The organism is Nonomuraea sp. 10N515B (assembly GCF_052245915.1).
Lineage (GTDB): Bacteria > Actinomycetota > Actinomycetes > Streptosporangiales > Streptosporangiaceae > Nonomuraea.
Map to the genome: position 1 here is coordinate 54,906 of NZ_JBQQBQ010000024.1, position 23,392 is coordinate 78,297.

The 23,392-nt window shown below is 69.4% G+C and carries 22 protein-coding genes; 7 read left to right on the top strand and 15 right to left on the bottom strand.

Annotated features, from left to right (window positions below; all coding sequences use genetic code 11):
• Positions 1 to 98: 98 nt before the first annotated feature.
• Positions 99 to 1,715 carry an endo-1,4-beta-xylanase gene (locus tag ACTWQA_RS31220; RefSeq protein ID WP_443162607.1) on the bottom strand — a complete coding sequence of 539 codons (1,617 nt, stop codon included), beginning with the start codon at positions 1,713 to 1,715 and terminating at the stop codon, positions 99 to 101.
• Positions 1,716 to 2,010: 295 nt separating this feature from the next.
• On the opposite strand from ACTWQA_RS31220, the gene ACTWQA_RS31225 reads away from it, so the two are divergent.
• From ACTWQA_RS31225 to ACTWQA_RS31240, 4 genes are all read left to right on the top strand, one after another.
• Positions 2,011 to 3,675, top strand: coding sequence for a class I adenylate-forming enzyme family protein (locus tag ACTWQA_RS31225; RefSeq protein ID WP_443162608.1), 1,665 nt, complete (start codon positions 2,011 to 2,013; stop codon positions 3,673 to 3,675).
• A gap of 159 nt (positions 3,676 to 3,834) precedes the next feature.
• Complete coding sequence (locus ACTWQA_RS31230; RefSeq protein ID WP_443162609.1) at positions 3,835 to 4,242, top strand: hypothetical protein; 408 nt, start codon at positions 3,835 to 3,837, stop codon at positions 4,240 to 4,242.
• Positions 4,243 to 4,253: 11 nt separating this feature from the next.
• On the top strand, positions 4,254 to 4,613 hold the full coding sequence (locus ACTWQA_RS31235) for a nuclear transport factor 2 family protein (protein ID WP_443162610.1): 360 nt from the start codon (positions 4,254 to 4,256) through the stop codon (positions 4,611 to 4,613).
• Positions 4,614 to 4,713: 100 nt separating this feature from the next.
• Entirely contained in the window at positions 4,714 to 6,012 is a 1,299-nt protein-coding gene (locus ACTWQA_RS31240) for an MFS transporter (RefSeq protein ID WP_443162611.1), read from the top strand.
• Here ACTWQA_RS31240 and ACTWQA_RS31245 read toward each other — a convergent pair.
• Positions 6,009 to 6,749 carry a metallophosphoesterase family protein gene (locus ACTWQA_RS31245; RefSeq protein ID WP_443162612.1) on the bottom strand — a complete coding sequence of 247 codons (741 nt, stop codon included), beginning with the start codon at positions 6,747 to 6,749 and terminating at the stop codon, positions 6,009 to 6,011. The genes ACTWQA_RS31240 and ACTWQA_RS31245 overlap by 4 nt on opposite strands.
• A gap of 593 nt (positions 6,750 to 7,342) precedes the next feature.
• Positions 7,343 to 7,576, bottom strand: coding sequence for a hypothetical protein (locus tag ACTWQA_RS31250; protein ID WP_327580751.1), 234 nt, complete (start codon positions 7,574 to 7,576; stop codon positions 7,343 to 7,345).
• A gap of 77 nt (positions 7,577 to 7,653) precedes the next feature.
• Here ACTWQA_RS31250 and ACTWQA_RS31255 point away from each other — a divergent pair, with 77 nt between their 5' ends.
• Positions 7,654 to 8,247, top strand: a complete 594-nt coding sequence (locus ACTWQA_RS31255; protein ID WP_443162613.1) for a Uma2 family endonuclease — start codon at positions 7,654 to 7,656, stop codon at positions 8,245 to 8,247.
• Between the two features lie 47 nt (positions 8,248 to 8,294).
• Here the strand turns inward: ACTWQA_RS31255 and ACTWQA_RS31260 are convergent, their stop codons facing one another.
• The 7 genes from ACTWQA_RS31260 to infC all read right to left on the bottom strand — a co-directional run bounded on the left by ACTWQA_RS31260 (position 8,295) and on the right by infC (position 15,374).
• Positions 8,295 to 10,850: a phenylalanine--tRNA ligase subunit beta gene (locus tag ACTWQA_RS31260; protein ID WP_443162614.1), complete on the bottom strand. Its 2,556-nt coding sequence runs from the start codon at positions 10,848 to 10,850 to the stop codon at positions 8,295 to 8,297.
• A complete protein-coding gene (gene pheS / locus ACTWQA_RS31265; RefSeq protein ID WP_305921759.1) occupies positions 10,850 to 11,890 on the bottom strand; it encodes a phenylalanine--tRNA ligase subunit alpha in 1,041 nt (346 codons plus the stop codon). The genes ACTWQA_RS31260 and pheS overlap by 1 nt, the downstream gene beginning before the upstream one ends.
• Before the next feature lie 132 nt (positions 11,891 to 12,022).
• Positions 12,023 to 13,117 (bottom strand): ATP-binding protein, encoded by a 1,095-nt coding sequence (locus ACTWQA_RS31270; protein ID WP_443162615.1) that lies wholly within the window; start codon positions 13,115 to 13,117, stop codon positions 12,023 to 12,025.
• A 50-nt stretch (positions 13,118 to 13,167) separates the two neighbouring features.
• The gene (locus ACTWQA_RS31275) at positions 13,168 to 13,971 is read right to left on the bottom strand and encodes a TrmH family RNA methyltransferase (protein ID WP_443162616.1); all 804 of its coding nucleotides are present in this window, start codon (positions 13,969 to 13,971) and stop codon (positions 13,168 to 13,170) included.
• 62 nt (positions 13,972 to 14,033) lie between these two features.
• Positions 14,034 to 14,417, bottom strand: coding sequence for a 50S ribosomal protein L20 (gene rplT / locus ACTWQA_RS31280; protein ID WP_127934456.1), 384 nt, complete (start codon positions 14,415 to 14,417; stop codon positions 14,034 to 14,036).
• A 27-nt stretch (positions 14,418 to 14,444) separates the two neighbouring features.
• Positions 14,445 to 14,639, bottom strand: a complete 195-nt coding sequence (rpmI, locus tag ACTWQA_RS31285) for a 50S ribosomal protein L35 (protein WP_043622108.1) — start codon at positions 14,637 to 14,639, stop codon at positions 14,445 to 14,447.
• A gap of 126 nt (positions 14,640 to 14,765) precedes the next feature.
• Positions 14,766 to 15,374, bottom strand: coding sequence for a translation initiation factor IF-3 (infC, locus tag ACTWQA_RS31290; RefSeq protein WP_443162680.1), 609 nt, complete (start codon positions 15,372 to 15,374; stop codon positions 14,766 to 14,768).
• 315 nt (positions 15,375 to 15,689) lie between these two features.
• Between infC and ACTWQA_RS31295 the strand changes: the two genes are divergently transcribed.
• Together ACTWQA_RS31295 and ACTWQA_RS31300 are read left to right on the top strand one after the other, a co-directional pair.
• Entirely contained in the window at positions 15,690 to 15,977 is a 288-nt protein-coding gene (locus ACTWQA_RS31295) for a type II toxin-antitoxin system Phd/YefM family antitoxin (RefSeq protein ID WP_443162617.1), read from the top strand.
• Positions 15,974 to 16,393, top strand: a complete 420-nt coding sequence (locus tag ACTWQA_RS31300) for a type II toxin-antitoxin system VapC family toxin (RefSeq protein WP_443162618.1) — start codon at positions 15,974 to 15,976, stop codon at positions 16,391 to 16,393. Before ACTWQA_RS31295 ends, ACTWQA_RS31300 begins: the two co-directional genes overlap by 4 nt.
• On the opposite strand, the gene ACTWQA_RS31305 is transcribed toward ACTWQA_RS31300, so the two are convergent.
• The 5 genes from ACTWQA_RS31305 to alaS all read right to left on the bottom strand — a co-directional run bounded on the left by ACTWQA_RS31305 (position 16,365) and on the right by alaS (position 23,381).
• On the bottom strand, positions 16,365 to 17,222 hold the full coding sequence (locus ACTWQA_RS31305; protein ID WP_443162619.1) for a shikimate dehydrogenase: 858 nt from the start codon (positions 17,220 to 17,222) through the stop codon (positions 16,365 to 16,367). The genes ACTWQA_RS31300 and ACTWQA_RS31305 overlap by 29 nt on opposite strands.
• Positions 17,223 to 17,312: 90 nt before the next feature.
• On the bottom strand, positions 17,313 to 18,479 hold the full coding sequence (mltG, locus tag ACTWQA_RS31310) for an endolytic transglycosylase MltG (RefSeq protein ID WP_443162620.1): 1,167 nt from the start codon (positions 18,477 to 18,479) through the stop codon (positions 17,313 to 17,315).
• Positions 18,480 to 18,690: 211 nt separating this feature from the next.
• Positions 18,691 to 19,998 carry an endolytic transglycosylase MltG gene (gene mltG / locus ACTWQA_RS31315; RefSeq protein WP_443162621.1) on the bottom strand — a complete coding sequence of 436 codons (1,308 nt, stop codon included), beginning with the start codon at positions 19,996 to 19,998 and terminating at the stop codon, positions 18,691 to 18,693.
• Positions 19,999 to 20,227: 229 nt separating this feature from the next.
• Positions 20,228 to 20,707 (bottom strand): Holliday junction resolvase RuvX, encoded by a 480-nt coding sequence (ruvX, locus tag ACTWQA_RS31320; protein ID WP_443162622.1) that lies wholly within the window; start codon positions 20,705 to 20,707, stop codon positions 20,228 to 20,230.
• 1 nt (position 20,708) lies between these two features.
• Positions 20,709 to 23,381: an alanine--tRNA ligase gene (alaS, locus tag ACTWQA_RS31325; RefSeq protein ID WP_305921691.1), complete on the bottom strand. Its 2,673-nt coding sequence runs from the start codon at positions 23,379 to 23,381 to the stop codon at positions 20,709 to 20,711.
• Positions 23,382 to 23,392: the final 11 nt, after the last annotated feature.

Consider the following 23,392-nt stretch of genomic DNA (forward strand, 5'->3'; position numbering starts at 1 on the left):
TATGGCGAACGACAGACCTCGACGGTTTAATTGTCAATATCTTCGGCAGAGAGAATCCCCTGGGCGGCAGGAGAAGCGCCCAGGGGATTCGCGGAGCATCAGGCGCAGGTGTATCCGGAGGGCGTCTGAGTGTTCCCGTTCGGCCGGCTGACCTGGAACCCGAAGCTGGTGCTCGCGTTCGGGGCCAGGTTGCCGTTGTACCCCGCGTTCTTGGCGGTGACGGTCTGCCCGCTCACCGTCACGTCGGCGTTCCACGAGCCGGTGAGCGTGTGGCCGGAGGGCAGGGTGAAGGTGACGGTCCAGCCGGTGATGGCGGACGTGCCGGTGTTGGTGACGGTCACCGGCTGCACCACGTACCCGGTGCTCCACTGGGTCTGCACGGTGCCGGCCGCGGTGCAGGGGCCCCCGCCACCCGGTCCCGACATCGTCGTGAACGTGGCCGGCGGCGAGTTCGCCGACAGGTTGCCGGCGCCGTCACGGGCCCGCACGTAGACCTGGTACTGGGTGGTGGGGCTCAGCCCGGTCAGCGTGGCCGAGTTCGTGGTGCTCTGGGCCAGCAGCGTGTCGGTGGCGCCCTGCTCGCGGTAGATGTTGTACCCGGCCAGCCCGCTGCCGCCGCTGTCGGTGGAGGCAGCCCAGGTCAGGGCGGCGGAGTTGGAGGTGACGTTGCTCGACGTGGGCGTGCCCGGCGTGGTCGGCGGCGTGGTGTCGGTGGTGGTGCCGCCGGCCAGCGCGTCGTGCACGGCGTTGTACGACGGCTTCGGCTGGTAGCTCTCGTTGTAGATCAGCGCGGCGCCCTGACCCGAGAAGGTGTCCGGCACCCACGAGTACTTGTCGGTGAAGCCCCAGATCGTGACGCCGGCGCAGGCGGTCACCGCCAGGCAGGCGTTGACGACGTTGCGGTAGTAGGTGGCCTGGGTGGCGTCCTTGGTCGCGTCCCTGGGCATCTGCATGCGCACGTCCAGCTCGGTGATGCGGACCTGGACGCCGAGGTCGGCGAAGCGCTGCAGGTTCTGCTGCAGGTCGTTCGGGAAGCCGTACTGGATCGCGAGGTGGCCCTGGAAGCCCACGCAGTCGACGGGCACGCCCTGCTGTCGAAGCGACGAGACCAGGTTGTACATCGCGGTGCTCTTGGCGTTGATGCCCTCGACGTTGTAGTCGTTGATGCACAGCCGGGCGTTGGGGTCGGCGGCGCGGGCGGCGCGGAAGGCGTCGGCGACAAAGCTCTGGCCGAGCGTGTTGTACCAGAACGAGGAGCGCCACCCGCCGTTGTCGTCGAAGATCTCGTTCACCACGTCCCACGAGACCACGGTCGCGTTGTCGGCGTAGCGGCCGACGACCTGGCTGATGTGGTTCTGCATGGCGGCGCGCATGGCGCTGGCGCCGAGGTTCTGCACCCAGCTCGGGGTCTGGCTGTGCCACACCAGGGTGTGGCCGTGGACCTGCTGGTTGTTCTGGGTGGCGAAGTTGACGATGGCGTCGGCGCCCGAGAAGTTGAACTGGCCCTGGCTGGGCTCGGTGGCGTCCCACTTCATCGCGTTCTCGGCGGTGACCTGACTGAACTCGGTGGCCGCGATGGTGCGGTAGGAGGTCTCATTGGACAGCGGGCTGGTGGCGAGCGCCGCCCCGATGAACTTGCCCTTGGCGGAGGCGTGCGTGCGCAGGGACGCCGACGCGTCGGCCGAACTGGCGGGCAGGAGGAAGGCTAAGGACATCCCCGCTAAGGCGAGGACTCTGGCGAACGAGGACGACAGCACGAACATCTACCTCCGGAGGCAGGCACTCGACCCGAAAGTTTCGATCTCGCTTGGATCGCACCGCAGACGGTATTGACATGCAAGTGAGCGGTCAATGCCGGTCGCGGGCAGTCGCCAAAGCAGCAGTTGGGCAGCAGAAACTATCGGCGCAAGGATGAAACTTTCACGGGCACGAGGTTCTAGCGCGACGTACCTACCGGTCGGTACTGTGATTTACCCAGAATAATCGTCCACCGCGGGGAGCGTTCTGCAGATGTCCCTCACGCACGCCCAGGTCCAGGAGCAGCTCACCGGCCCCGGCCAGCTCTTCGAGATAGAGGAGATCGGCGACACCGGGGTACGCACGTGGAAACACGCACCCGCCCACTTCCGCGCCCTCCTGGAGATGAGCAGGTTCCACGGCGAGAAGGTCTTCCTCGTCTACGAGGACGAGCAGATCACCTTCGAGGACCACTTCCGCCGCGCCGCCACACTGGCCAACCGGCTGGTGGACGACTACGGCGTGCGCAAGGGCGACCGGGTGGCCGTGGCCATGCGCAACTATCCGGAATGGGTGGTCTCGTTCTCGGCGGTGCTGGCCACCGGGGCCGTGGCCGTGCCGCTCAACGCCTGGTGGACGGAGGCCGAGCTGGCCTACGGCGTGCGGGACTCGGGCGCGAAGGTGCTGATCGCGGACGGCGAGCGGGCGGCGCGGCTGGCCTCGACGGGCGTGCCGCTGATCGTCACGAGGGGCGAGCCACCGGCCGGAGCGCGTGCTTTCGACGAGGTGCTGGGCGAGGTCGCGGCCGACGTGAAGCTGCCTGGCGTGGAGCTGTCCGCGGACGACCCGGCCACGATCTTCTACACCTCCGGCACGACCGGCAGCCCCAAGGGCGCGCTGGGCAGCCACCGCAACCTGGGCCAGTCGCCCATGACCGCGGCCTACGGGCTCATGCACGCGCTCGCGCTGGCCGGCAAGGACCTCGCGGCGGCGGCGGGGACGCGCCGCGTGACGCTGCTGACCGTGCCGCTCTTCCACGTCACGGGCTGCTTCTCGGCCATGACGACGACGATGTTCAGCGGCGGCGGACTGGTGCTCATGTACAAGTGGGATCCTGAGCAGGCGCTGCGCCTGATCGAGCGGGAGAAGATCAGCGCCATGATCGGCGTGCCTACCAGCGCGTGGCAGCTCATGTCCCACCCCGACTTCGGCAAGTACGACCTGTCGTCGCTGGCCACCCTCGGCTACGGCGGCGCCCCTGCGCCGCCCAAGCTGCTGGAGCGCATCACCGAGAACCTCCCCAACCGCGCCCCCTCCAACGGCTACGGCATGACCGAGACGACCGCGCTGGCCATCGGCAACGGCGGCGCCGACTACCGGGCCAGGCCCGACAGCATCGGCCGCCCGGTGCCCGTGGTGGACGTGCGCGTGGTCGACCCGATGGACAACGAGCTGCCGCCCGGCGAGGTGGGCGAGCTGTGCCTGCGCGGCCCGAACGTGATCCTCGGCTACTGGAACAAGCCGGAGGCCACGGCGCAGACGTTCGTGGACGGGTGGGTGCACACCGGCGACCTGGCCAAGATCGACGAAGAGGGTTTCGTCTACATCGTGGACCGGGCCAAGGACATGGTGATCAGGGGCGGCGAGAACGTCTACTGCGCCGAGGTGGAGGCGGCGTTGTTCGAGCACCCGGCGGTCGACGACGCGGCCGTGATCGGGGTGCCGCACGACGAGCTGGGCGAGGAGGTCGGCGCCGTCATCCGCCTGGCCCCCGGGCAGTCCGTCACCTCGGAGGAGCTGCAGGCGTTCCTGGCCGGCCGGATCGCCACGTTCAAGATCCCGGTCCACTTCTGGTTCCGCGAGGGCGAGCTGCCCCGCAACCCCGGTGGCAAGATCCTCAAGACCCACCTGCGGCAGGAGATCCTCGGAACCGCTTGATCAACTTTTCGGTGGCTCGCCGTGACGAGCGTCACACCATGACCATTGCCGCAGGTGAAGCGGCGAATCACCACCTCCGCTTACCTCTGGCGTAATCGCGGCCCCTATGCGGTGGCTGACATCTTTCAGGTGTCGCACCGAACCACCGAAGGAGCCGATATGACCGCCCTGAGCGTCACGACCGACCGCCTGAAGTTCCTGCGCCTGGCGCTGGCCGCCGACGCCGTCGTCACCGGCGGCAACGGGCTGGTCTACCTGGCCTTCGCCGGCCCCGTCGCCGCCCTGCTCGGCCCCGAGGCGGGCCTGCTGCGCGGGATCGGCGTCTTCCTGCTCGTGTACGGCGCCGCGGTCGGCCTGCTGGCCACCCGCCGCGCGATCAGCCCGGCCGCCACCAGGGCCGTGATCGCCCTGAACATCATCTGGACCCTGGGCAGCGTCGCAGCCGTCATCACCGGGGCGGGCGACTTCACCACGATCGGCGCGATCTGGGCCATCGCCCAGGCGCTGGCCGTGGCCGGGTTCGCCGAGCTGCAGATCATGGGCCTGCGCAAGGCCCGCAACCAGTAAGGGAGATCACCATGGACACCACTCTTGTCGACCGCTACATCGCCGCCTGGAACGAGACCGACGCCGACGCCCGCACCAAGGCCGTGGCCGAGTTGTGGACCGAGGACGCCACGTACACCGACCCGCTGGCCGACGTGGCCGGTCACGCCGGGATCGCCGCGGTGATCGAGGGGGCGCAGGGCATGTTCCCCGGCCTCGTGTTCGCCCCTGGCGAGGTCTACGAGGCCCACCACAACATCGCCAGGTTCACCTGGCACCTCGGCCCGGCGGGCGGGGAGCCTGTCGCGGTCGGCTTCGACGTCGTGGAGCTGGCCGAGGACGGCAGGATCCGCAAGGTCCTCGGCTTCCTCGACAAGGTCCCCACCGCCTGACCCCGAGACCAAGGCCCCGGTCACCCCGGGGCCTTCGCGTGTCCGTCGTGCGGGAAAACGATTTGCGGGGACCGCAGCTTCCGCCGGACAATCGGACCTCGTGCCCGATCGAGTAAGACGCCTTCTTCGTCACCTTTCCATCGACCTGAGCCCGCTGCGCGGTTCGCGCGACTATCGCCTGCTGTTCGGGGCCGGGGTCATCACGATGTTCGGCACGTTCATCACCCTGGTGGCGGTGCCGTACCAGATGAAGGAGCTGACGGGCTCCTACCTTGCGGTCGGGCTGGTGAGCCTGGCGGAGTTCGTGCCGATGGTGGTGTGCGGCCTGTGGGGCGGCGCCCTCGCCGACGCCCTCGACCGCCGCAAGATCATCGTCATGAGCGAGCTGGGCCTCCTGGTCACCTCGGCCGCTCTCACGGTCAACGCGATGGTGCCGAACCCGCAGGTCTGGGTCCTGTACGTGGTGGGCGCGATCTCCACCGGCATCGCCTGCCTGCAGCGGCCCAGCATGGAGGCGGTGTTCCAGCAGGTCGTCAAGCACGAGCACCAGGGCGCGGCGGCGGTGCTGTCGAGCCTGCGCTGGAACTTCGGCGCCATCGTGGCCCCCGCCCTCGGCGGGCTCCTGGTGACGTCGGCCGGCGCAGCGGCTGCGTACGGGGTGGACGCGGTGACGTTCCTGCTGTCGCTGGCGCTGCTGTGGCGGATCAGATCCCTGCCGCCCGCCGAGGACGCGGCGCCCGCGTCGCTGAAATCGCTGGTCGAAGGTGTGCGGTACGCCGTGGGGCGTAGCGACCTGATGGGGACGTACCTGGTCGACATCGCGGCCATGGTGTTCGCCATGGCGACGGCGCTCTTCCCTTTCCTGGCCGACGAGCTTCGTGCGCCACAGGCGCTCGGGCTGTTGTACTCGGCCGCCGCGGTCGGCGCGCTCATCGCCTCCCTCACCGGCGGCTGGACGGCCCGGGTGCAGCGGCAGGGCCTGGGCGTGATCGTCGCCGCGACGCTGTGGGGCGTGGCGGTGGCCCTGACGGGGCTCGCCCCCAACGTGTGGCTGGTCTTCGTCTGCATCGCGCTGGCCGGCGCGGCCGACATGGTCAGCGGCATCTTCCGGATGACCATGTGGAACCAGACGATCCCACGAGAGCTGCGCGGCCGCCTGGCGGGCATCGAGCTCCTGTCGTACGCCAGCGGCCCCATGCTCGGCAACGCCCGGGCCAGCCTGATGGCGAACTTCGGCGGCACCCGCTTCTCGCTGACCGCGGGCGGCATGCTGTGCGTAGGCGCCGTCCTGGCGCTGGCCACGGCCTTGCCGAGGTTCCGCCGCTACGATGCCAGGACCGACGAGCACGCCCTGGCGGAAAAGGCCCGCAGGCAAGAGCCGGCAGCCCAGGAGTCCTAACGGTTCTCGGCCTTGGCGAACACCCGCAACGCCTCGGCATCGGAATAGGTGCTGGTCACATACTCCGACACCCATTCCTCGATCCCGTCGAACCCGCTCTCGGCCACCAGCCGCCGGGCCACCCGCACGGCGTCCAGCGGGGTGCGCCGGAGGGCCACCGCCCCGGTCTCGCCGTCCAGCAACGCCCAGTGCGCCCCGTCCCTTCCGTACGGCATGCCGACCGACCCCGGGTTGACCACCAGCACCCGATCAGCCAGCCGTACGAACGGCATGTGCGTGTTCCCCAGCACCACGGTCCCGGCCGTCTCTCCCGCCAGCACCTCACCCCACCGCTCCAGCGAGCTGTCGACCAGGACCACCTCCTCGTCGCTGCGCGGCGTGCCGTGCACGAACAAGGCCGTCCCGAGCCGCCCGAGCTCGACCACCTGCCGCGCAGGCAACCCAGCCAGCACCTCGACCTGATCGCCCCGCAACCGCTCGCCCGCCCACTGGGTGACCGCACGAGGGTTCACCTTCCCCCGCGCCACCTCCACGAGCTCCCTGTCGGCGTTCCCGCTCACCCACAGCGCCCGCTCCCCCAGCGCCACGAGCACGTCGAGCGTCTCCACCGGCATCGGCCCCGCCGCCATGTCCCCGGTCAGCACGATGAGGTCGGCGGTAGCCACGTCGGGCTCGGCCAGCACGGCTTCGAGCGCGGGCAGCACACCATGGATGTCGGACAGCACGGCGATACGCATGCCGCCACTCTGCCCCGATCCGGGCCGCGGCGGGAGAGCCGTTCGCACCGGACGAACACATTACCCCGCCTCGATCTGTAGTTGTGCATATACTAAGCGTGATTGGTAGCGTTGCAGCGTCACTCGCTCCCCGGTCTGAAGGCCGGGGCTTGTCCCATGAAACCGGGGCGGGCCGGAGTGACCAGACCCAGCCACCACCGATAGGCAGGTGACCTTGGTGGCGACGTTGGACACACGTCAGCAGATCCACTCCGCCGTGCTTCCTCAGCGGCGGACCCTGGAATCCGCGTCAGCAGACAACCCCGGAGCAGCGACGAAACGGGACGCGGACGCCTTCGGGCAGCGGAGTGTCCAACACGGTCGAGGGGAGACCCGCACGGCTTCACCTGGCCGTACGGGCGTCACCCGCGTAAGCGGCGTACGCGGTCGTGAGACCGCACATCTCATGCCACCCCGCGCACTTCGTGGCACGGGGTGGCATGAGACACCTTTTCACTGGTTCGACTGACGGAGACACGGCTTCCCTGCCCCGCCTCACCGTCCCCGGCCCTCGACATCGACCCTCACAGAGATCGACCGCATGCGAGCGGGGCTCAGCCCGCCTCCCGCCACCCGTCGTACTGTTCCACTAGCTGATCCACCTTCGCCAGTGCGTCCTCACCGGGCCCTTCGACGACAACCACCCATTGCGCGTCCTCCACGTCGTCCTCGCCGGCGAGCGTCTCGCGCACCACCCGCGGCACCCCGAACTGAGGGAACCACTCACCCAGCGTCTCCGCGACTTCCTCGGCGTCCTCACGCTCGCCGAACACCAGCAATTGCGTCATGCGACCGAATTCCGCCAACCCGGTATGAAGAGTTGAACATGTGAGCACGCACCGTAGCAGTACACTAACGTTGCGCTATGACAACCGCGGAAGAGGATGTTGACTGCCTCCCGTCCTGGGTCATCCCACCCCCTGAGGGGTTCAAGGCCGAGGATCTCGATCACCTCGCAGGACTGCCCAACCACTCTGAACTGATCGACGGCAGCCTGGTCTTCTTCGCCCCGCAAACCGACATCCACTGCCGGGTCCTGATGCTGTTCCATTCCGTGTTGGACCGCACAGCCCCCGACCATCTCCTCGTGTGCAGCCGGATGACCGTCATCCTCGACGAGGATCAACGCCCCGAACCGGACGTCATTGTCATCCGCGCCGAGGCTCACAAAAGCCTGAACGAGACCTTCTACCTCGCGCAAGACGTCCAACTGGCGGTTGAAGTCGTCACTCAGGACACCAGGTCCCGCGACAGGAAGCGCAAGCCGCTCCTCTACGCCGAGTCCGGGATCCGGCATTTCTGGCGGGTCGAGACCGACACCGGCCGAGCGGTCGTCTACGTCTACGAGCTCGACCCCGCCACTCGCTCCTATGCCCTCACCGGCATCCATCGAGACAGATTGCGGCTGACCGTTCCGTTCGACCTGGACATCGACCTCACCGAGCTCGACCGCATCTGAACGAAAGGGCCGGCACGGCATCCCGCCGTACCGGCCCGTTCCCAGGCTCAGGCGCTCCGCAGCTGAGCCCCCACACGATCGGCCGCCATCGCCACCGCCGCGTCCCGCGCCGCCGTCGTCTCCTCCACCGTCAACGTCCGGTCGGCCGCCCGGAACCGCATCGTGTAGGCGAGCGACTTGTTCCCCTCACCCACCTGCTCCCCGGCGTAGACATCGAACAGCCGGATCGACTCCAGCAGCTCCCCCGCCCCGTCGCGCAGGGCCGACTCCACGTCCGCGACCGGCGTGAAGTCGGGCACGATCAGTGCAACGTCCTGCGTGGCCACCGGATACGAGGACACGGCAGGCGCGTCGACGGGCCCCGGCACGGCCGGCTCCAGGCGCGACAGCTCGAGCTCCATCGCCGCGGTGCGCGGCGGCAGCCCGTAGGCCTCGATCACGCGCGGGTGCAGCTCGCCGGCGTGCCCGACGAGCGTGTCGCCCACGTAGAGTGCGGCGCAACGCCCGGGGTGCCAGGGCTCGTGCTGGTCGGCGGTGACCGACAGCTCGAGCCGGGCCTCGGCCGCCACGAGCCTCGCGGCCTGCACGGCGTCGGCCCACGTGGCCTGACGGCCGCCGCCCCACCAGCCGGACCGCTCGAACTCGCCGGCCAGGACGACCGCGACCCGCATCGGCTGGTCGGGCAGCGCCGCCTCGATCGAGGCCAGCTCCTCGGGGGTCGGCTTGCGCTCGACGCCGAGCACCGGTGCGACCTCCGGAGCGCCCTCGCGCGGCCGGTAGACGGCTCCGGTCTCGAACAGCGCCACGTCGGTGAAGCCGCGTCCGACGTTGCGTACCAGGGTCTTGAGCAGCCCCGGCAGCAGCGTGGTGCGCATCAGCGGCTCGTCCTCCGACAGCGGGTTGGCCAGCCGCATGGCGTGGCGTCGCGCGTCCTCGGCGGGCAGCAACAGCCGGTCGAAGTCGTCGGCGCTGATGAACGGGTAGCTGAGCACCTCGACGTAGCCGCCTTCGGCCAGCGCCCGGCCGGCCCGCCGGCGCAGCCGCTGTCCCTCGGTGAGGCCTGCCCCGGCCGGGGCGCTGGGCAGCACCGACGGCAGGGTGTCGTAGCCCTCCAGCCGGATGACCTCTTCGGCCAGGTCGTTGGGGTCGGTGAGGTCGGGCCGCCACGACGGCGGCGTCACCGTGATCATGTCGTCGCCGTTGACGGCCAGCTTGGCCGCGAGCGCGCCGCCGGTCACGACCCCGGTCGGGTCGACGCCGCCCTTGCGCACCGCGGGATCGTTGCCGTCCACGACGATGCAGCCGACCTGCCGCAACCGGGCGACCACGGTGTCCTTGGAGTAGGGCACCCCGGCCACGACGCTCGGGTAGCCGCACGGGATCGCGATGCGCGGCGGCGTCACCTCGACCTCGGCGTGGGTGACCCCGGGCTGGACGGTCGCCCCGCCGAGCTCGGCCAGCAGCTGCACGGCCCGCCAGGAGGCGACGAGCGGCAACTCCCGGTCGACGCCGCGTTCGAACCGCTTGGACGCCTCGGACACCAGCCCGTGCCTGCGGGACTCGCGCGAGATGCCGGTGGCGGAGAAGTGCGCGGCCTCGATGACGATGTCGGAGGACTCGTCGGAGATCTCGGTCTCCAGGCCGCCCATGGTGCCCGCCATCGAGATCGGGCCCGACCGGTCGGTGATGAGGATGTCGTCGGGGTCGAGCTCACGGACGACGTGGTCGAGCGTCTCCAGGCGCTCCCCCGGCTGGGCCCGGCGTACGACGATCTCGCCGCTCAGCTTGGACCGGTCGAACGCGTGCAGCGGCTGCCCAAGCTCCAGCATCAGGTAGTTGGTGATGTCGACGGCCAGCGACACCGGCCGCATGCCGGCGCGCGTGAGGCGGGTCCGCATCCACAGCGGGCTGGGCGCGGCCGGGTCGAAGCCGGTGACCTCGCGCAGCACGAACCGGTCGCAGGCGGTCGGGTCGGCGATCGAGGCCGGCCACGCCGGGCCGGTCTCGGTGGGCAGCTCAACGGCGGCGGGGTCGCGGAAGGCCACCCCGAACGCGGTCGCCGCCTCGCGGGCCACCCCTCTGATCGACAGGGCGTAGCCGATGTCGGGCGTGATCTCCAGCTCGATCACGTCGTCACGCAGACCGAGCAGCTCGACCACGTCCGCGCCGATCGGCGTGTCCGGCGCCAGCACCATGATGCCGGCGTGCTCGTCGCTCAGCCCGAGCTCCCGCTCGGAGCAGATCATGCCCTCGGACATGCGCCCGTACGTCTTGCGCGCCCCGACCTCGAACCCGCCGGGCAGCACGCCGCCGGGCAGCACCACCGGCACGCGGTCGCCGGCCACGAAGTTGGTGGCGCCGCAGACGATCTCGCGGGGCGTCGCCTCGCCGGTCTCGACCTTGCAGTGCCTGATCGGCTTCTTGAAGCCGGTCAGCTCCTCGATCTCGAGCACCTCGCCGACCACGACGTTCTTGACGTCGTGGCCGTGCGAGATGATCGACTCGAGCTTGAGCCCTGCCATGGTGAGCTTGTCGGCCACCTCGTGGGCGGTGACCGCCGGGAGATCGACGTACTCCCGCAGCCAGGAAAGCGGGACCTTCATCAGATCTCCATTCCGAACGGGAGCGTGAAGCGCACGTCTCCTTCGATCATGTCTCGCATGTCCTCGGCGTTGTGGCGGAACATCAGAGTCCGCTCGATGCCCATGCCGAAGGCGAACCCGGAGTAGCGCGAGGGGTCCACGCCGCACGCGATGAGCACGCGCGGGTTGACCATGCCGCAGCCGCCCCACTCGATCCAGCCCTCCGACTTGCAGGTGCGGCAGGGCGGGTTGCCGGGGGTCGCCGAGGCGCCGCGGCAGACGAAGCACTTGAGGTCCATCTCGGCGGACGGCTCGGTGAACGGGAAGTAGTTGGGCCGGAAGCGCGTCGTGATGCCCTTGCCGAACATCACCTCGGCGAACCGGTCGAGCGTGCCCTTGAGGTGGGCCATCGTCAGGCCCTCGTCCACGGCCAGGCCTTCGGTCTGATGGAAGACCGGCGTGTGGGTGGCGTCGAGCTCGTCGGTGCGGAACGTCTTGCCCGGCGAGATCACGTAGACCGGCAGCTCGCGCTGGAGCAGCGCGCGGATCTGCACCGGCGAGGTCTGCGTGCGCAGCACCATGCCCGACTCGGTGGAGCCCACGAAGAACGTGTCGTGGTCGGAGCGGGCCGGGTGGTCCTTGGCGATGTTGAGCGCGTCGAAGTTGAACCACTCGCCTTCGAGCTCGGGCCCTTCGGCCACTTCGTAGCCCATGGCGACGAACGCGTCGGCGATGCGCTCCTGCAGCGTGGTCAGCGGGTGACGGGCGCCGCGCGGCCGCCGGTCCCAGGGCAGGGTGACGTCGACGGTCTCCTCGACGAGCACCCGGGCATCACGCTCGGCCTCCAGTTCGGCCTGGCGGGCGGCCAGCGCCTCGCTGATCGCCTTGCGGGCGGCGCCGACGCGCTTGCCGGTCTCGGCGCGGGCGGCGGGCGGCAGGGCGCCGATCTCGCGGTTGGCCAGGGCGATGGGCGAGCGGTCGCCCGCGTGCGCCAGCCTGGCCTGCTTGAGTGCGTCGAGGCTGTCGGCCGCCTTGATCGCCGCGATGGCGTCGGCCTCCATGCGCGACACCTCATCGGCATGCAGCGGTGTCACCTCGACGGGGTCGTAGTCAGACAAGAGTGAGCTCCGTATCCAGGGCTTGAGCGGAAATGAGTCTAGTGGGGCCCGCCCACCGAGCCCGCATTCCGCTTGTCACATAGACGAGGCGAAGTCGGGCGTGCCGGTGGGCACGGTAAATCGAAACTCCGCCCCGCCCCCGGGCGCCCGCTGCACGGTGATGGTGCCGCCGTGCGCCTCGACCAGGCCCTTGACGATGAACAGCCCGAGCCCGGTGCCGCCGCGCCTGCGGCTGTTGCCGCCCCGCCAGAACTGCCGGAAGACGCGCGGAGCCAGCTCGGGCTCGATGCCCTCGCCCTCATCGCGCACCGACACGGCAACTCCCCATCCCACGGACTCGATCTCGATTGTCACGGTGCCGCGCCCGTGGCGCAGCGCATTTTCCACCAGGTTACCCAGAATCTGGTCGAGCTTGTCCTGGTCGAGCCACATCTCGGGCAGGTCGTCGCCCACGATCAGGTGGAAGCGGTCCTCCGCCTCGCCTGCCGCGACCCGGCCCGCGATGAGCCTGCGCACCCTGGCGGGGATGTCGACGACCTGGCGGCGCACCTCCAGCCGCCCGGACTCGATGCGTGAGACGTCGAGCAGCTCGGTGATGAGCCTGGTGACGCGGTCGGCGTCGTTGTTGACGGTCTCGAGCATCACCCGCTTCTGCTCGTCGGTGAAACGGGTCCACTTGGCCAGCAGGGTCGCGGTGAACCCCTTGACGCTGGTCAGCGGCGAGCGCAGCTCGTGGGCCACGGTGGAGACCAGGTCGGCGCGGCTGCGCTCCAGCCGGGCGCGGGCGCCGCCGTCACGCAGGGTGATCGCGACCCGCTCGACCTCGCCGCCGCGCTCCGGCTCGCGTACGAGCCTCGCGGTGACGTGGAGCTCCTGCCCGCCCGGCAGGTGCAGCGGCCGCTCCGGCACCCTGCTACGGGTGCGCAGCCCGCATTCGGGGTCGACCGCCTTCCACCAGTCGCGCCCGTCGTGGTCGCGGAACGGGAACACGTCGTTCATGTGACGGCCGACCGCGCGCTCCATGGCCACGCCGGTGAGCCGCGCCGCAGCCCGGTTGACGGCCAGCACGCACCCATATCGGTCGGTCACGATGAGACCGTCGGGAAGGTCGTCGATGGCTATCGTGCACGCGGCGGCCACTACTTGCCCGTCGGTTTCCGCACCGTGCACGACCTCGCCTCCTCCGCCTACAACGCCGACAATAGCGGGTTTCCGGCCGCCTAGGACACTCGCTGAGCCCTAGCGGAGGAGTAAAGGCATACCGCCGCCGCGGTGGCCAGGTTGAGACTTTCAGCCTGTCCGTAGATGGGCACTCTGACCACATCATCCGCTTCGGCCAGTATCTCCTCCGGCAGTCCCCAAGCCTCGTTGCCGAAGATCCACGCGGTGGGGCCCGACAGGTCGACGTCGTCGAGCGTGTGCTTGCCCGCGCCGTCTGCCGCCAGCACCCGCAAGCCTCGCTCCTTCAGTTGACGCACAGTGGCACTGACCGGTGCACCGATGACGACCGGCAGATGAAAAATGCTGCCGGCGCTGGCGCGCACACACTTGCCGTTGTACGGATCGACGGAGGCATCGGTGAACACCACCGCGTCCGCGCCGGCCGCGTCGGCCACCCGCATCACAGTGCCGGCGTTGCCCGGGTCACGGACGTGCGCGAGCACCGCCACCAGGCGCGGCGGCTCCTCCAGCGCCTCGTCCAAGGGGACGTGCACGAGCGTGCAGACCGCCAGCAGCCCCTGCGGGGTCACCGTCTGTGACAGCTCGGCCATCACCTCGCCGCTGGCCCGGTGCACGGGCACGCCCTTGAGCGTCGCCTCGGTGATCAGCTCGGGGTGGCGCAGCTCGGCCTCGGCGGTGCTGAACAGCTCCAGGGCGACGCCGTCGAGCCGCAGCGCCTCGCGTACCGCCTGCGGGCCCTCGGCCAGGAACCTGCGGTCCTGCTCCCGGAAGGCCCGCTTGGTGAGGCGCCGGGCGGCCTTGACCCGCGGCGACTTCACGTTGGTCAGCTCGGACCCGGCCATGCTCTCCCCCTGTGGATACGGCAAAGGGCCCACCGTCAGCCGGTGGGCCCCTCTGTGGTGCTTCAGCTCGCGGCCGGAGCGTTCACGTTCGCCGGCAGCGCCTTCTTGGCGGCCTCGACGAGCGTGGCGAAGGTCTGAATGTCGTTCACCGCGAGATCGGCGAGGATCTTGCGGTCGACCTCGATGTTGGCCAGGCGCAGGCCCTGGATCAGACGGTTGTACGTCATGCCGTTCTGGCGGGCCGCAGCGTTGATCCGCTGGATCCACAGACGGCGGAACGCGCCCTTGCGGTCCTTACGGTCCCGGTAGGCGTACGTCATCGAGTGGAGCATCTGCTCCTTGGCCTTGCGGTAAAGACGTGACCGCTGGCCACGGTAACCGGTGGCCCGTTCGAGGACGACCTTGCGCTTCTTCTTGGCGTTGAGCGCCCGCTTCACGCGTGCCATGTTTCTTCTCCCCGGGGAAAGTTCGCGCTACTTGGCGAGCAGCTTCTTGATCTTCTTGGAATCGGCGTCGGAAAGGACGACTTCATTCTTGAGACGACGCGTCAGCGTGGACGACTTCCACTCGTTGTAGTGAGCGCGATTGGCACGGCGACGCTTGATCTTGCCGGTGCCGGTCAGCCGGAACCGCTTCTTCGCACCACTGTGCGTCTTCATCTTCGGCATGTCGCCGTCTCTCCTCGTTTCGGTCGTGCCGGTGGCCGGGCCGGTGCTGGCCGACCCGGTCGCGGCGTCTTTCGTCGTCCCGGTGGCTGAATCGGGGTGCTTGGTAAGGCTAACCCCAACCGCGGGTCATCCTTCCTGTACGGAAGCGTCCTCGCTGCCACGCTGTGCCCTGGCTGCGGCCTTTTCGGCCTTGGCCTCGGCCTTCTTCTTGTGCGGACCGATCACCATGATCATGTTACGGCCGTCCTGCTTGGCGTGGGACTCCACGAAGCCGAGCTCCTGGACGTCGTCCGCGAGCCGCTGCAGCAGCCGGAAGCCCAGCTCCGGCCGGGACTGCTCGCGTCCGCGGAACATGATCGTGACTTTGACCTTGTCTCCCGCCTTGAGGAACCGCACCACGTGACCCTTCTTGGTCTCGTAGTCGTGCGGGTCGATCTTCGGCCGGAGCTTGATCTCCTTGATGATCGTGTGCGCCTGATTCTTGCGCGCCTCGCGCGCCTTCATCGCGGACTCGTACTTGAACTTGCCGTAGTCCATGAGCTTGCACACGGGCGGTCGAGCCGTGGCCGCGACCTCGACGAGGTCAAGGTCGGCTTCCTGGGCGAGCTTCAGGGCGTCGTGAATCGAGACGATGCCTACCTGCTCGCCGTTCGGGCCCACGAGGCGAACCTCGGGAACTCGGATACGCTCGTTGATGCGGGGCTCAGTGCTGATGGGGCCTCCTAGGTTTGCGATCCCTACGTGCTCGTCGTGCCGAGGGCCTTCCGCGCTTCCTGACGCGAAAAGCCCCGCACGTCGCGCATGCGGGGCCACTGAGCTCTGTGGCTTTCGTGGCCTCGAGCTCCCCGGAGTAGTCCGGCGTGATCCTGGACCCGGACACCTTTCGGCGACTCGGGTGGGAGGGAGACCTCCGCTTGCGCGTCCAGCAGTGCATGCCGGACCGATCAGAGAGCTACATTACCACAACCACGTAGCATCCTCGAATCTTCCCCGCTGGCCCGACACCTTCCCCTAGAATTCTGTCCAGGAAACTAGTCAGAATGGGGTCATATGACAGGAGAAAAGCTCGAAGCGACCAAATGGCAGCTGCAAGAGGCCAAGCAGCGGTTCAGCGAGGTCGTTCGCAGAGCACATGACGAGGGGCCGCAGATCGTCATGCGGCACGGGCGCGATGTGGCGGTGATCCTCGACATGGAGGAATATCACCAGCTCAAGAGCCAGGAGCCGAAGCCGGACTTCAAGGAGTTTCTGCTCTCCGGTCCTGACCTGAGCGACCTGGACCTCGCTCGAGACAAGAGCAACGAGATGCGGGACATCGACTTCGAGGGCATCGAATGAGCTACATCCTCGACACCAACGTCGTGTCGGAGATGACCAAGCGCACCAGGGACGCCAACATGCAGGCGTGGCTCGACACCATCAACGGGCCGGGCCTCTACGTGAGCGTCATGGTGTTCGGCGAGATCCGCAAGGGCGTCGAGCTGCTGCGGCGCCGCGATCCGGCACGAGCAGGCGGCTACGACGGCTGGTTGGCTCGTCTCCAGCGCGAGTTCAAGACCCGGATCCTGCCGGTCACCGCCGCCGTGGCCGAGGAATGGGGGCGGCTGCATGCCCTACGGCCGCTCCCGATCGTCGACGGCCTGATTGCCGCCACCGCACGCACGCACGACTGGATCCTCGTGACCCGCAACGTCAAGGACTTCGCTGGGCTCGGCGTGAAAACGATCAATCCGTTCGACTGGCCGCCCGCCTGAGGATCTCCGCTTCACCGGCCGCACGCATCGCCTCCACCGGCACATCCGTCCGGCCGGTCATCAACTCCACCTGCCGCACCGCCTGATGCAGCAACATCGCGAACCCGCCGACCACAGTGCCGCCCGCCGCCTGCACGGCCGTCGCCGCGCTGGTCGGCCAGGGTGAGTAGACCACGTCGAAGAGCGCGGGGACCTGGGCCAGCCGGTCGGCGAAGACGTCGGCCGCGCCGCCCGGCAGCGTGGACACCACCAGGTCCACCCGGGTGAGCGCGTCGAGCTTGTCGAACGTCTCCACCCCCAGCGCCACACCCAGCCGCTCGGCCACCTCAGCCGTATCCCCGGCCCGGGCGGGGTCGCGTACGAGCAGGGTCGCCGAGAACAGCCCGAGGTTGCGCAAGGCCGCCAGCGCGGAGGCCGCCGTGGCCCCTCCGCCCAGCACGGTGACCGACCGCGGCGCGGGCACCCCGGCCTCGGCCAGCGCCTGCTCGATGCCGTAGACGTCGGTGTTGTCGCCGTGCCGCAGCCCGTCGCGGAACACCACCGTGTTGGCCCCGCCGACCTCGACGGCCAGCTCGGAGACGGTGTCCAGCAGCGGTAGCACGGCCCGCTTGAGCGGCATGGTCAGCGACAGGCCCGCCCAGGCGTCACCGTCCTGCCCGCCCTGCCCGCGCACAGGGGTCAGCTCCCCCAGCAGGCCGGGCAGCCGCGCCTCGTCGCATTCGAACGCCTCGTAGCTCCACCCGTCCAGGCCCATCGCCTGATAGGCGGCCCTGTGCAGGTAGGGCGAGAGCGAATGCCCGATGGGCGATCCCAGCACCGCAGCCCGCATCCCCACTCCTTCCGACACAGGAAGACCCTATCGCCGTCCGCCCTGCGCACTGCGCGCCCCGGGCGGACGGCGCTTCCCATGCGGCGAGGGTCAGCCGCCGCAGCCGCCGTTGCCGACGCACTCGGCCACCAGCGCCGCGCGCTCGGCGTCGGTGGTGGCGAACTTTGTGACCTGGCTCTTGGGGTCGGTGGCCACGAAGTACAGCCAGGGCCCCTTGGCCGGGTTGAGCGCGGCCTCGATGGCGTGGTCACCCGGGTTGGCGATAGGGCCGGGCGGCAGGCCTTCGTACTTGTAGGTGTTGTAGCGCGACTTGGTCTGCAGCTCCGCGTGGGTGGCGTAGGTGCGGTACTTGCCGAGCGCGTACATCACCGTGCTGTCCATCGACAATGGCATGGGCGGCTTGTGCCCCAGCCGGTTGTAGACGACGCGGGCGATCTTCGGCATGTCCTCAGCACGTCCGGCTTCGGCCTGAACGATGCTGGCGATGATGATGATCTCGTGCGGTGTGTACCCGAGGTCCTTGGCGCCGCCCTCAAGGTCCACGTTCTTGGCAGTCTGCTTGAACCGGTTGACCATCATGGCGAGCATCTGCGCCGGGGTGGTCTTGGGCTGGAAGTCGTACGTGGCCGGGAAGGCGTACCCCTCCAGCTTGCCCTTGGCATAGGAGGGCAGATCCAGGTCACCGGCGTCCTTGGCCGCGGCGGTGAACTCCTTGACCGGCTTGCCGGTCGCCTTGGCGAGCAAGGTCAGAGTGTCCGACAGACGCCGGCCCTCCGGAATCGTCACCCTGGCGAGCAGCCGGTTCTCCGGGACGAGCATCGTTACGGCGAAGGCCGCCGACATCTGCTTGCGCAGCTTGTACGAGCCCGGCTGCAGCGAGGCGCTCTTGCCGGCGTTGGCGATCGCGTTGGTGAACGCCCTGGCGCTTTTTACGACCCCCTGCCGCTCCAGCTCCTCGGCCACCTCCGAGGCGCTCTGCCCGTCCTTGATCTCAATGACGACCTCGCCGCTGCCCTGACCGGTGTAGTCGTCGGGGACGAGGGCGTCGCTGAGCCAGAGGTAGCCGTAGTATCCGCCGCCGCCGATGATGCCCGCCAGCACGACGAAGGCGAGCAGCGGCGCTATGAATCGCCCCCGGTTGCGGCGCCTGCGCCGTCTGCGGCCGTTGCCACGTTTGCCGGAGCCTCGGGTCCGGCGCCTGGTCTGACCTTCGTCGTCCTCGGCGCCGAGCAGCGTGTTCAGATCGAGATCGTTCATAGGTTCGCTGGCCAATCTCCCGGTACTGCCGGCCAGGCGTCAAGCGGAAGTGCCCAACCGGCAGCGGTTACCGAGTGGAACTGGGGGAGCCGCTGGACATGCTGCCATGACCGGCGGAGATCACTCTGGGTAGCCATGCTAGGGGACGGAAAGAGGACGCATGCCCCGCGTTGGAGCTTTTGCGTGGGGACGGAGGGGGTCCCGTCGGCCATCAGCTCGCCCCGAGGTTCTTGTTCAACTCTTCCCGGTATCTCACGAACTCGCTCTCTTTGTTGGTGAATTTGGTGATTCTATGCGCCGGATCCGTCGTTACAAACCAGTGCCAATCGCCCTTGGCCGGGTGCAAGGCCGCCATCAGCGCCTTCTCCCCGGGATTGGCGATGGGCCCTGGCGGCAGTCCTTTGCGGCGGTAGGTGTTGTAGGGGGAGTCCACCTTGGTGTCGCGCTCCGTTACTCTCAGTGTCCGCCGGTTCTGCGCGTACAGGACGGTGCTGTCGATCTCGAGCGGTGTGCCCTTCGCGAGCCGGTTGTAGATCACTCGGGAGATCTTGGGATAGTCCTCGTCGGTGCCGCCCTCCGCCTGAATCAGGCTGGCCACCGTGACGGCCTCCAGCGGCGTCAGCTTCACGCGCGCCGCCTGCTCGGCCAGCCGCACCTTCTTGGCCGCGACGCCGAAGCGCTCGACCATCGCGGCGAGCACGTCCACGGCCGTGTCCCCCGGCTCGATCTCGTACGTGGCGGGGAAGAGGAACCCTTCGAGCCCGGGCGCGTACTTGGGCAGGCCGACCAGGGCCTTGTCCACGCTCTGCAGGTCCTTGAGCGGCAGCCCGGCCTGGCGAGCGAGGCGGGGCAGCACCTCGCTCACCCGCATGCCCTCGGGCACGGTAACCCGCCGCACCACCCTGGACGCGGGGCTGAGCAGCAGGTCGAGCGCGGCGCCCGCGGCCATGCCCTTGCGCAGGCGGTAGTGCCCGGGCCGCAGCCGGTCGGCCACCGCGCGATCCTCCGTCGCGCGGACGAACGACTGCGTGCTCGCCACCACTCCGGCCTCGGCGAGCGCCGAGCCGATGGCCTCCGCGCTGGAGCCGGGCGTGATCCGCACGGTCACCGCACCGCTGCCGGGGCCTTCGAAGTCGTCGGGGCTGAGGTACGGCTTGAGCACCGCGAACGCCCCTAGCCCCAGTGCCACCAGGGCCGCGATCAGGCCGGCTGCGACCAGGGCGACCGTGCGCATGGCCTGCTTGCGGGGCGCCGTCAGCCGGACGACGTCCGCCTCGGCGTCTTCCCTCTCCTGAGGGTCCTGGCGGTCCTGGGAGCCCTCGCCGTCCTGGGAGCCCTCGCGGTCCTGGGAGCCCTCGCGGTCTGGGGAGCCCTCGGGCTCGGCCCGCTCGCCACCCTGTGACTCGGCCTCCTCGGGCGGGTCGTCGTCGGCCTGGAACGGGATCACGTCGCCGACGTCGCCCTGCTCCTCCTCACGAGGGTCATTCGGCGCGCGCCCGCCAGTGCCGTCGCCGCTCATGCGACCACCCCGCCAAACGCCTGGCCGCTCCGGCCTGCGACCACACGCCCGCGCGTCCCGGGAAGGCCCGCCGCCAACGCCACTCTCGCACGCGTCCCGGGAACGCCCGCCATCGGCGCCGCACCGGGGTGCCCGCTCATGGGGGGCGCGCTTGACGCCCCCCTCACACGCCCGGCCGACCGGCCCCCCGCCGTCGCCGCCGTGCCGGCCTGCCCCGTGAATCGCCCGCTCATCGGGCAGGTCCGTCGTCCGCCGGGGGCGGTGCGACGGGCCTGCCTGGTGGTCTTTCCGTGGCGCGCTCGGAGTCGAGCGCATCCTGCAGCAGCACGACAGCCGCCGCCTGATCGACGACGCCACGCTGTTTCTTGGCCTTCACGCCGCTGGCCCGCAGTCCTTGCTGGGCGGCTACCGTGGTCAGCCGCTCGTCGAACAGCCGTACGGGCGTCGGCGCGAGCCGGGCGGCGAGAGCGGCGGCGAACTGGCGGGCCAGTGCGGCCGCCTGCCCCTCGCGGCCCGACATCGAGGTGGGCAGTCCCACCACGACCTCGATCGCGTCGTGCTCGGCGACGATCGCGGCGATGCGGTCGAGGTCGCCCTTGCCCCGCTTGACGGTCTCGACCGGCGTGGCCAGCAGCCCCGAAGGGTCGCTGCGGGCCACGCCGACGCGTACGGAGCCGACGTCCACGCCGATCCGTGAACCGAACCTCATGTCAGCCGAGCTGCCCCGCGATGGCTTCCTCAACCAGGCGCAGCGCGTCGCCGATCGCCTCCGGTCGTGTGCCACCGCCTTGCGCGACATCGTCCTTGCCACCGCCGCCACCCCCAAGCGCCTTGGCGGCGACGCCGACCAGCTGTCCGGCCTTGAGCCCCCGCTCGCGCCCCGCCTCGTTGACCGCGGCAACCACCACGGGCCGGTCGGAGGGGACGCCGGCGATCAGGACGACCGCCGGCCGGTCGGCCGGGAACCTGCCACGCACATCAAGCGCGAGCTTACGCAGGTCATCGGGGCCGGTGCCATCAGGCGCGCGGTGTGTCACGACGGAGACTCCCCGCAGGTCACGAGCCTGGGCCACCAGATCACCGGCCGCCTCGAGCACCTGCGCCGAGCGGAGCCTTTCCAGCTCCTTCTCGGCCGTGCGCAGCCGGGTGACGATGCCGTCGATGCGCTCGGGCAGCTCCTCGCGACGCGCCTTGAGCTGCTCGGTGAGCTGGTTGACCAGCACGCTCTCACGCGCCAGGAACCGGAACGCGTCGATGCCGACGAGCGCCTCGACGCGGCGGACGCCCGCGCCGACCGACTGCTCGCCCAGCACCTTGACCAGGCCGAGCTGGCCGGAGCTGTGCACGTGGGTGCCACCGCACAGCTCGCGCGAGTAGTCGCCGATCTCGACCACGCGGACCTCGTCGCCGTATTTCTCGCCGAACATCGCCAGCGCGCCCATCGCCCTGGCCTCCGCCTGCGAGGTGTAGAAGGCGTTGACCTTGAGGTCGTTGATGAGCACCGCGTTGACCTCGTCCTCGACGTCGCGCAGCACGCTGGCCGGGACCGCGCCCGATGCGGTGAAGTCGAAACGGAACCGGCCGGGCGAGTTTTCCGAGCCCGCCTGCGCCGCGGTCTCGCCGAGCGCGTTCTTGAAACCGCGGTGGACGAGGTGGGTCGCGCTGTGGCTACGGGAGATCGCGCGGCGGCGCTCGATGTCGATCTCGGCCTGCGCCTCGTCCCCGACCCTCAGCTCGCCGCTGCGGACCTTGCCGCGGTGCACGACGAGCCCGGGCAGCGGGGACTGCACGTCGACGATCTCGACTTCGGCGCCGCTGGTGCGGATCACGCCCTGGTCGGCGAGCTGGCCGCCGCCCTCGGCGTAGAACGGGGTGCGCCCGAGCACCACCTCCACGGTCGAGCCCGCGCCCGCCGCGGGGACGGACGCGCCGTCCACCAGGATGCCCACCACGCTGGTGTCGGCCTCGGTCTGGTCGTAGCCGAGGAACTCGATCTTGCCTGCCGCCTCGAGCAGCTGCCCGAAGACGGAGATGTCGGCGTTGCCGGTCTTCTTCGCCGCCGCGTCGGCCTTGGCCAGCTGCCGCTGCTCCTTCATGAGGCGGCGGAAGCCCTCCTCGTCGACCTTGAGCCCGTGCTCGGCCGCCATCTCCAGCGTCAGGTCGATCGGGAAGCCGTAGGTGTCGTGCAGCTTGAACGCCTGGTCGCCGGGGATCGTGGTGCCGGACTTGCGCTTGGTCTCCTCGACGGCCACGTCGAAGATCGCGGTGCCGGTGCGCAGCGTGCCGAGGAAGGACGCCTCCTCCGCGTCGATGACCCCGTGGATCTGTGGCGCGTCGGCCTTGAGCTCGGGGTATTGCTCGCCCATCACGTTGATCGCGACGTCGGTGAGCTCGTGCATATAACGCTCGTCACCGGAGCCGAGCAGGCGCAGGTTGCGCACCGAACGGCGCAGGATGCGGCGCAGCACGTAACCACGGCCCTCGTTGCCGGGCATGACGCCGTCGGCCACCAGCATGGTGCCGGTGCGCACGTGGTCGGCGATCACCCGCAGGCTGACGTCGGAGCGGTGGTCGCGACCGTAACGGGTCTTGGTGAGCTCGGCCGCCTTGTCGAGGATCTTGTAGGTGGTGTCGATCTCGTAGATGTTGTCGACGCCCTGCAGGATCGCCGCCATGCGCTCCAGGCCCATGCCGGTGTCGATGTTCTTCGCCGGCAGCTCGCCCGCCACGTCGAAGTCGACCTTGGTGCGGACCTGGCTGAGCTGGTATTGCATGAAGACGAGGTTCCACACCTCGAGGTAGCGGTCCTCGTCGGCGACCGGACCGCCCTCCTTGCCGTATTCGGCGCCGCGGTCGTAGTAGATCTCCGAGCAGGGGCCGCCTGGGCCTGGCACGCCCATGTGCCAGTAGTTGTCCTCCAGGCCGCGGCGCTGGATGCGGTGCTCGGGCAGGCCGACCTTGTTGCGCCAGAGGTCGTAGGCCTCGTCGTCCTCGAGATAGACCGTCGCCCACAGCTTGTCCTCGGGGAAGCCGAAGCCGCCGTCGGACTCGGACCTGGTGAGCAGCTCCCACGCGAACGGGATCACTTCGGCCTTGAAGTAGTCGCCGATGGAGAAGTTGCCCAGCATCTGGAAGAACGTCGCGTGCCGGGTGGTCTTGCCGACCTCGTCGATGTCGGGGGTGCGCACGCACTTCTGCGCGGTGGCCAGCCGTGACGCCGGAGGCTTGCGCTGCCCCAGGAAGTACGGCTTGAACGGCACCATACCCGCATTGACCAGGAGAAGCGTCGGGTCCTCAGCGATCAGGCTGGCCGAGGGCACTATCTTGTGCCCACGCTCCTCGAAGAAGCGCAGGAAGCGGCGGGCGATCTCTGCCGACTCCATGGTGGCCATCC

Bases quoted from the DNA above. Each gene is read 5' to 3' on its own strand.
- ACTWQA_RS31220 (WP_443162607.1), bottom strand. From the start codon at position 1,715: ATGTCCTTAGCCTTCCTCCTGCCCGCCAGTTCGGCCGACGCGTCGGCG.
- ACTWQA_RS31225 (WP_443162608.1), top strand. From the start codon at position 2,011: ATGTCCCTCACGCACGCCCAGGTCCAGGAGCAGCTCACCGGCCCCGGC.
- ACTWQA_RS31230 (WP_443162609.1), top strand. From the start codon at position 3,835: ATGACCGCCCTGAGCGTCACGACCGACCGCCTGAAGTTCCTGCGCCTG.
- ACTWQA_RS31235 (WP_443162610.1), top strand. From the start codon at position 4,254: ATGGACACCACTCTTGTCGACCGCTACATCGCCGCCTGGAACGAGACC.
- ACTWQA_RS31245 (WP_443162612.1), bottom strand. From the start codon at position 6,749: ATGCGTATCGCCGTGCTGTCCGACATCCATGGTGTGCTGCCCGCGCTC.
- ACTWQA_RS31250 (WP_327580751.1), bottom strand. From the start codon at position 7,576: ATGACGCAATTGCTGGTGTTCGGCGAGCGTGAGGACGCCGAGGAAGTC.
- ACTWQA_RS31255 (WP_443162613.1), top strand. From the start codon at position 7,654: ATGACAACCGCGGAAGAGGATGTTGACTGCCTCCCGTCCTGGGTCATC.
- ACTWQA_RS31260 (WP_443162614.1), bottom strand. From the start codon at position 10,850: ATGAAGGTCCCGCTTTCCTGGCTGCGGGAGTACGTCGATCTCCCGGCG.
- pheS (WP_305921759.1), bottom strand. From the start codon at position 11,890: ATGGAGGCCGACGCCATCGCGGCGATCAAGGCGGCCGACAGCCTCGAC.
- ACTWQA_RS31275 (WP_443162616.1), bottom strand. From the start codon at position 13,971: ATGGCCGGGTCCGAGCTGACCAACGTGAAGTCGCCGCGGGTCAAGGCC.
- rplT (WP_127934456.1), bottom strand. From the start codon at position 14,417: ATGGCACGCGTGAAGCGGGCGCTCAACGCCAAGAAGAAGCGCAAGGTC.
- rpmI (WP_043622108.1), bottom strand. From the start codon at position 14,639: ATGCCGAAGATGAAGACGCACAGTGGTGCGAAGAAGCGGTTCCGGCTG.
- ACTWQA_RS31295 (WP_443162617.1), top strand. From the start codon at position 15,690: ATGACAGGAGAAAAGCTCGAAGCGACCAAATGGCAGCTGCAAGAGGCC.
- ACTWQA_RS31300 (WP_443162618.1), top strand. From the start codon at position 15,974: ATGAGCTACATCCTCGACACCAACGTCGTGTCGGAGATGACCAAGCGC.
- ACTWQA_RS31305 (WP_443162619.1), bottom strand. From the start codon at position 17,222: ATGCGGGCTGCGGTGCTGGGATCGCCCATCGGGCATTCGCTCTCGCCC.
- mltG (WP_443162620.1), bottom strand. From the start codon at position 18,479: ATGAACGATCTCGATCTGAACACGCTGCTCGGCGCCGAGGACGACGAA.
- mltG (WP_443162621.1), bottom strand. From the start codon at position 19,998: ATGAGCGGCGACGGCACTGGCGGGCGCGCGCCGAATGACCCTCGTGAG.
- ruvX (WP_443162622.1), bottom strand. From the start codon at position 20,707: ATGAGGTTCGGTTCACGGATCGGCGTGGACGTCGGCTCCGTACGCGTC.
- alaS (WP_305921691.1), bottom strand. From the start codon at position 23,381: ATGGAGTCGGCAGAGATCGCCCGCCGCTTCCTGCGCTTCTTCGAGGAG.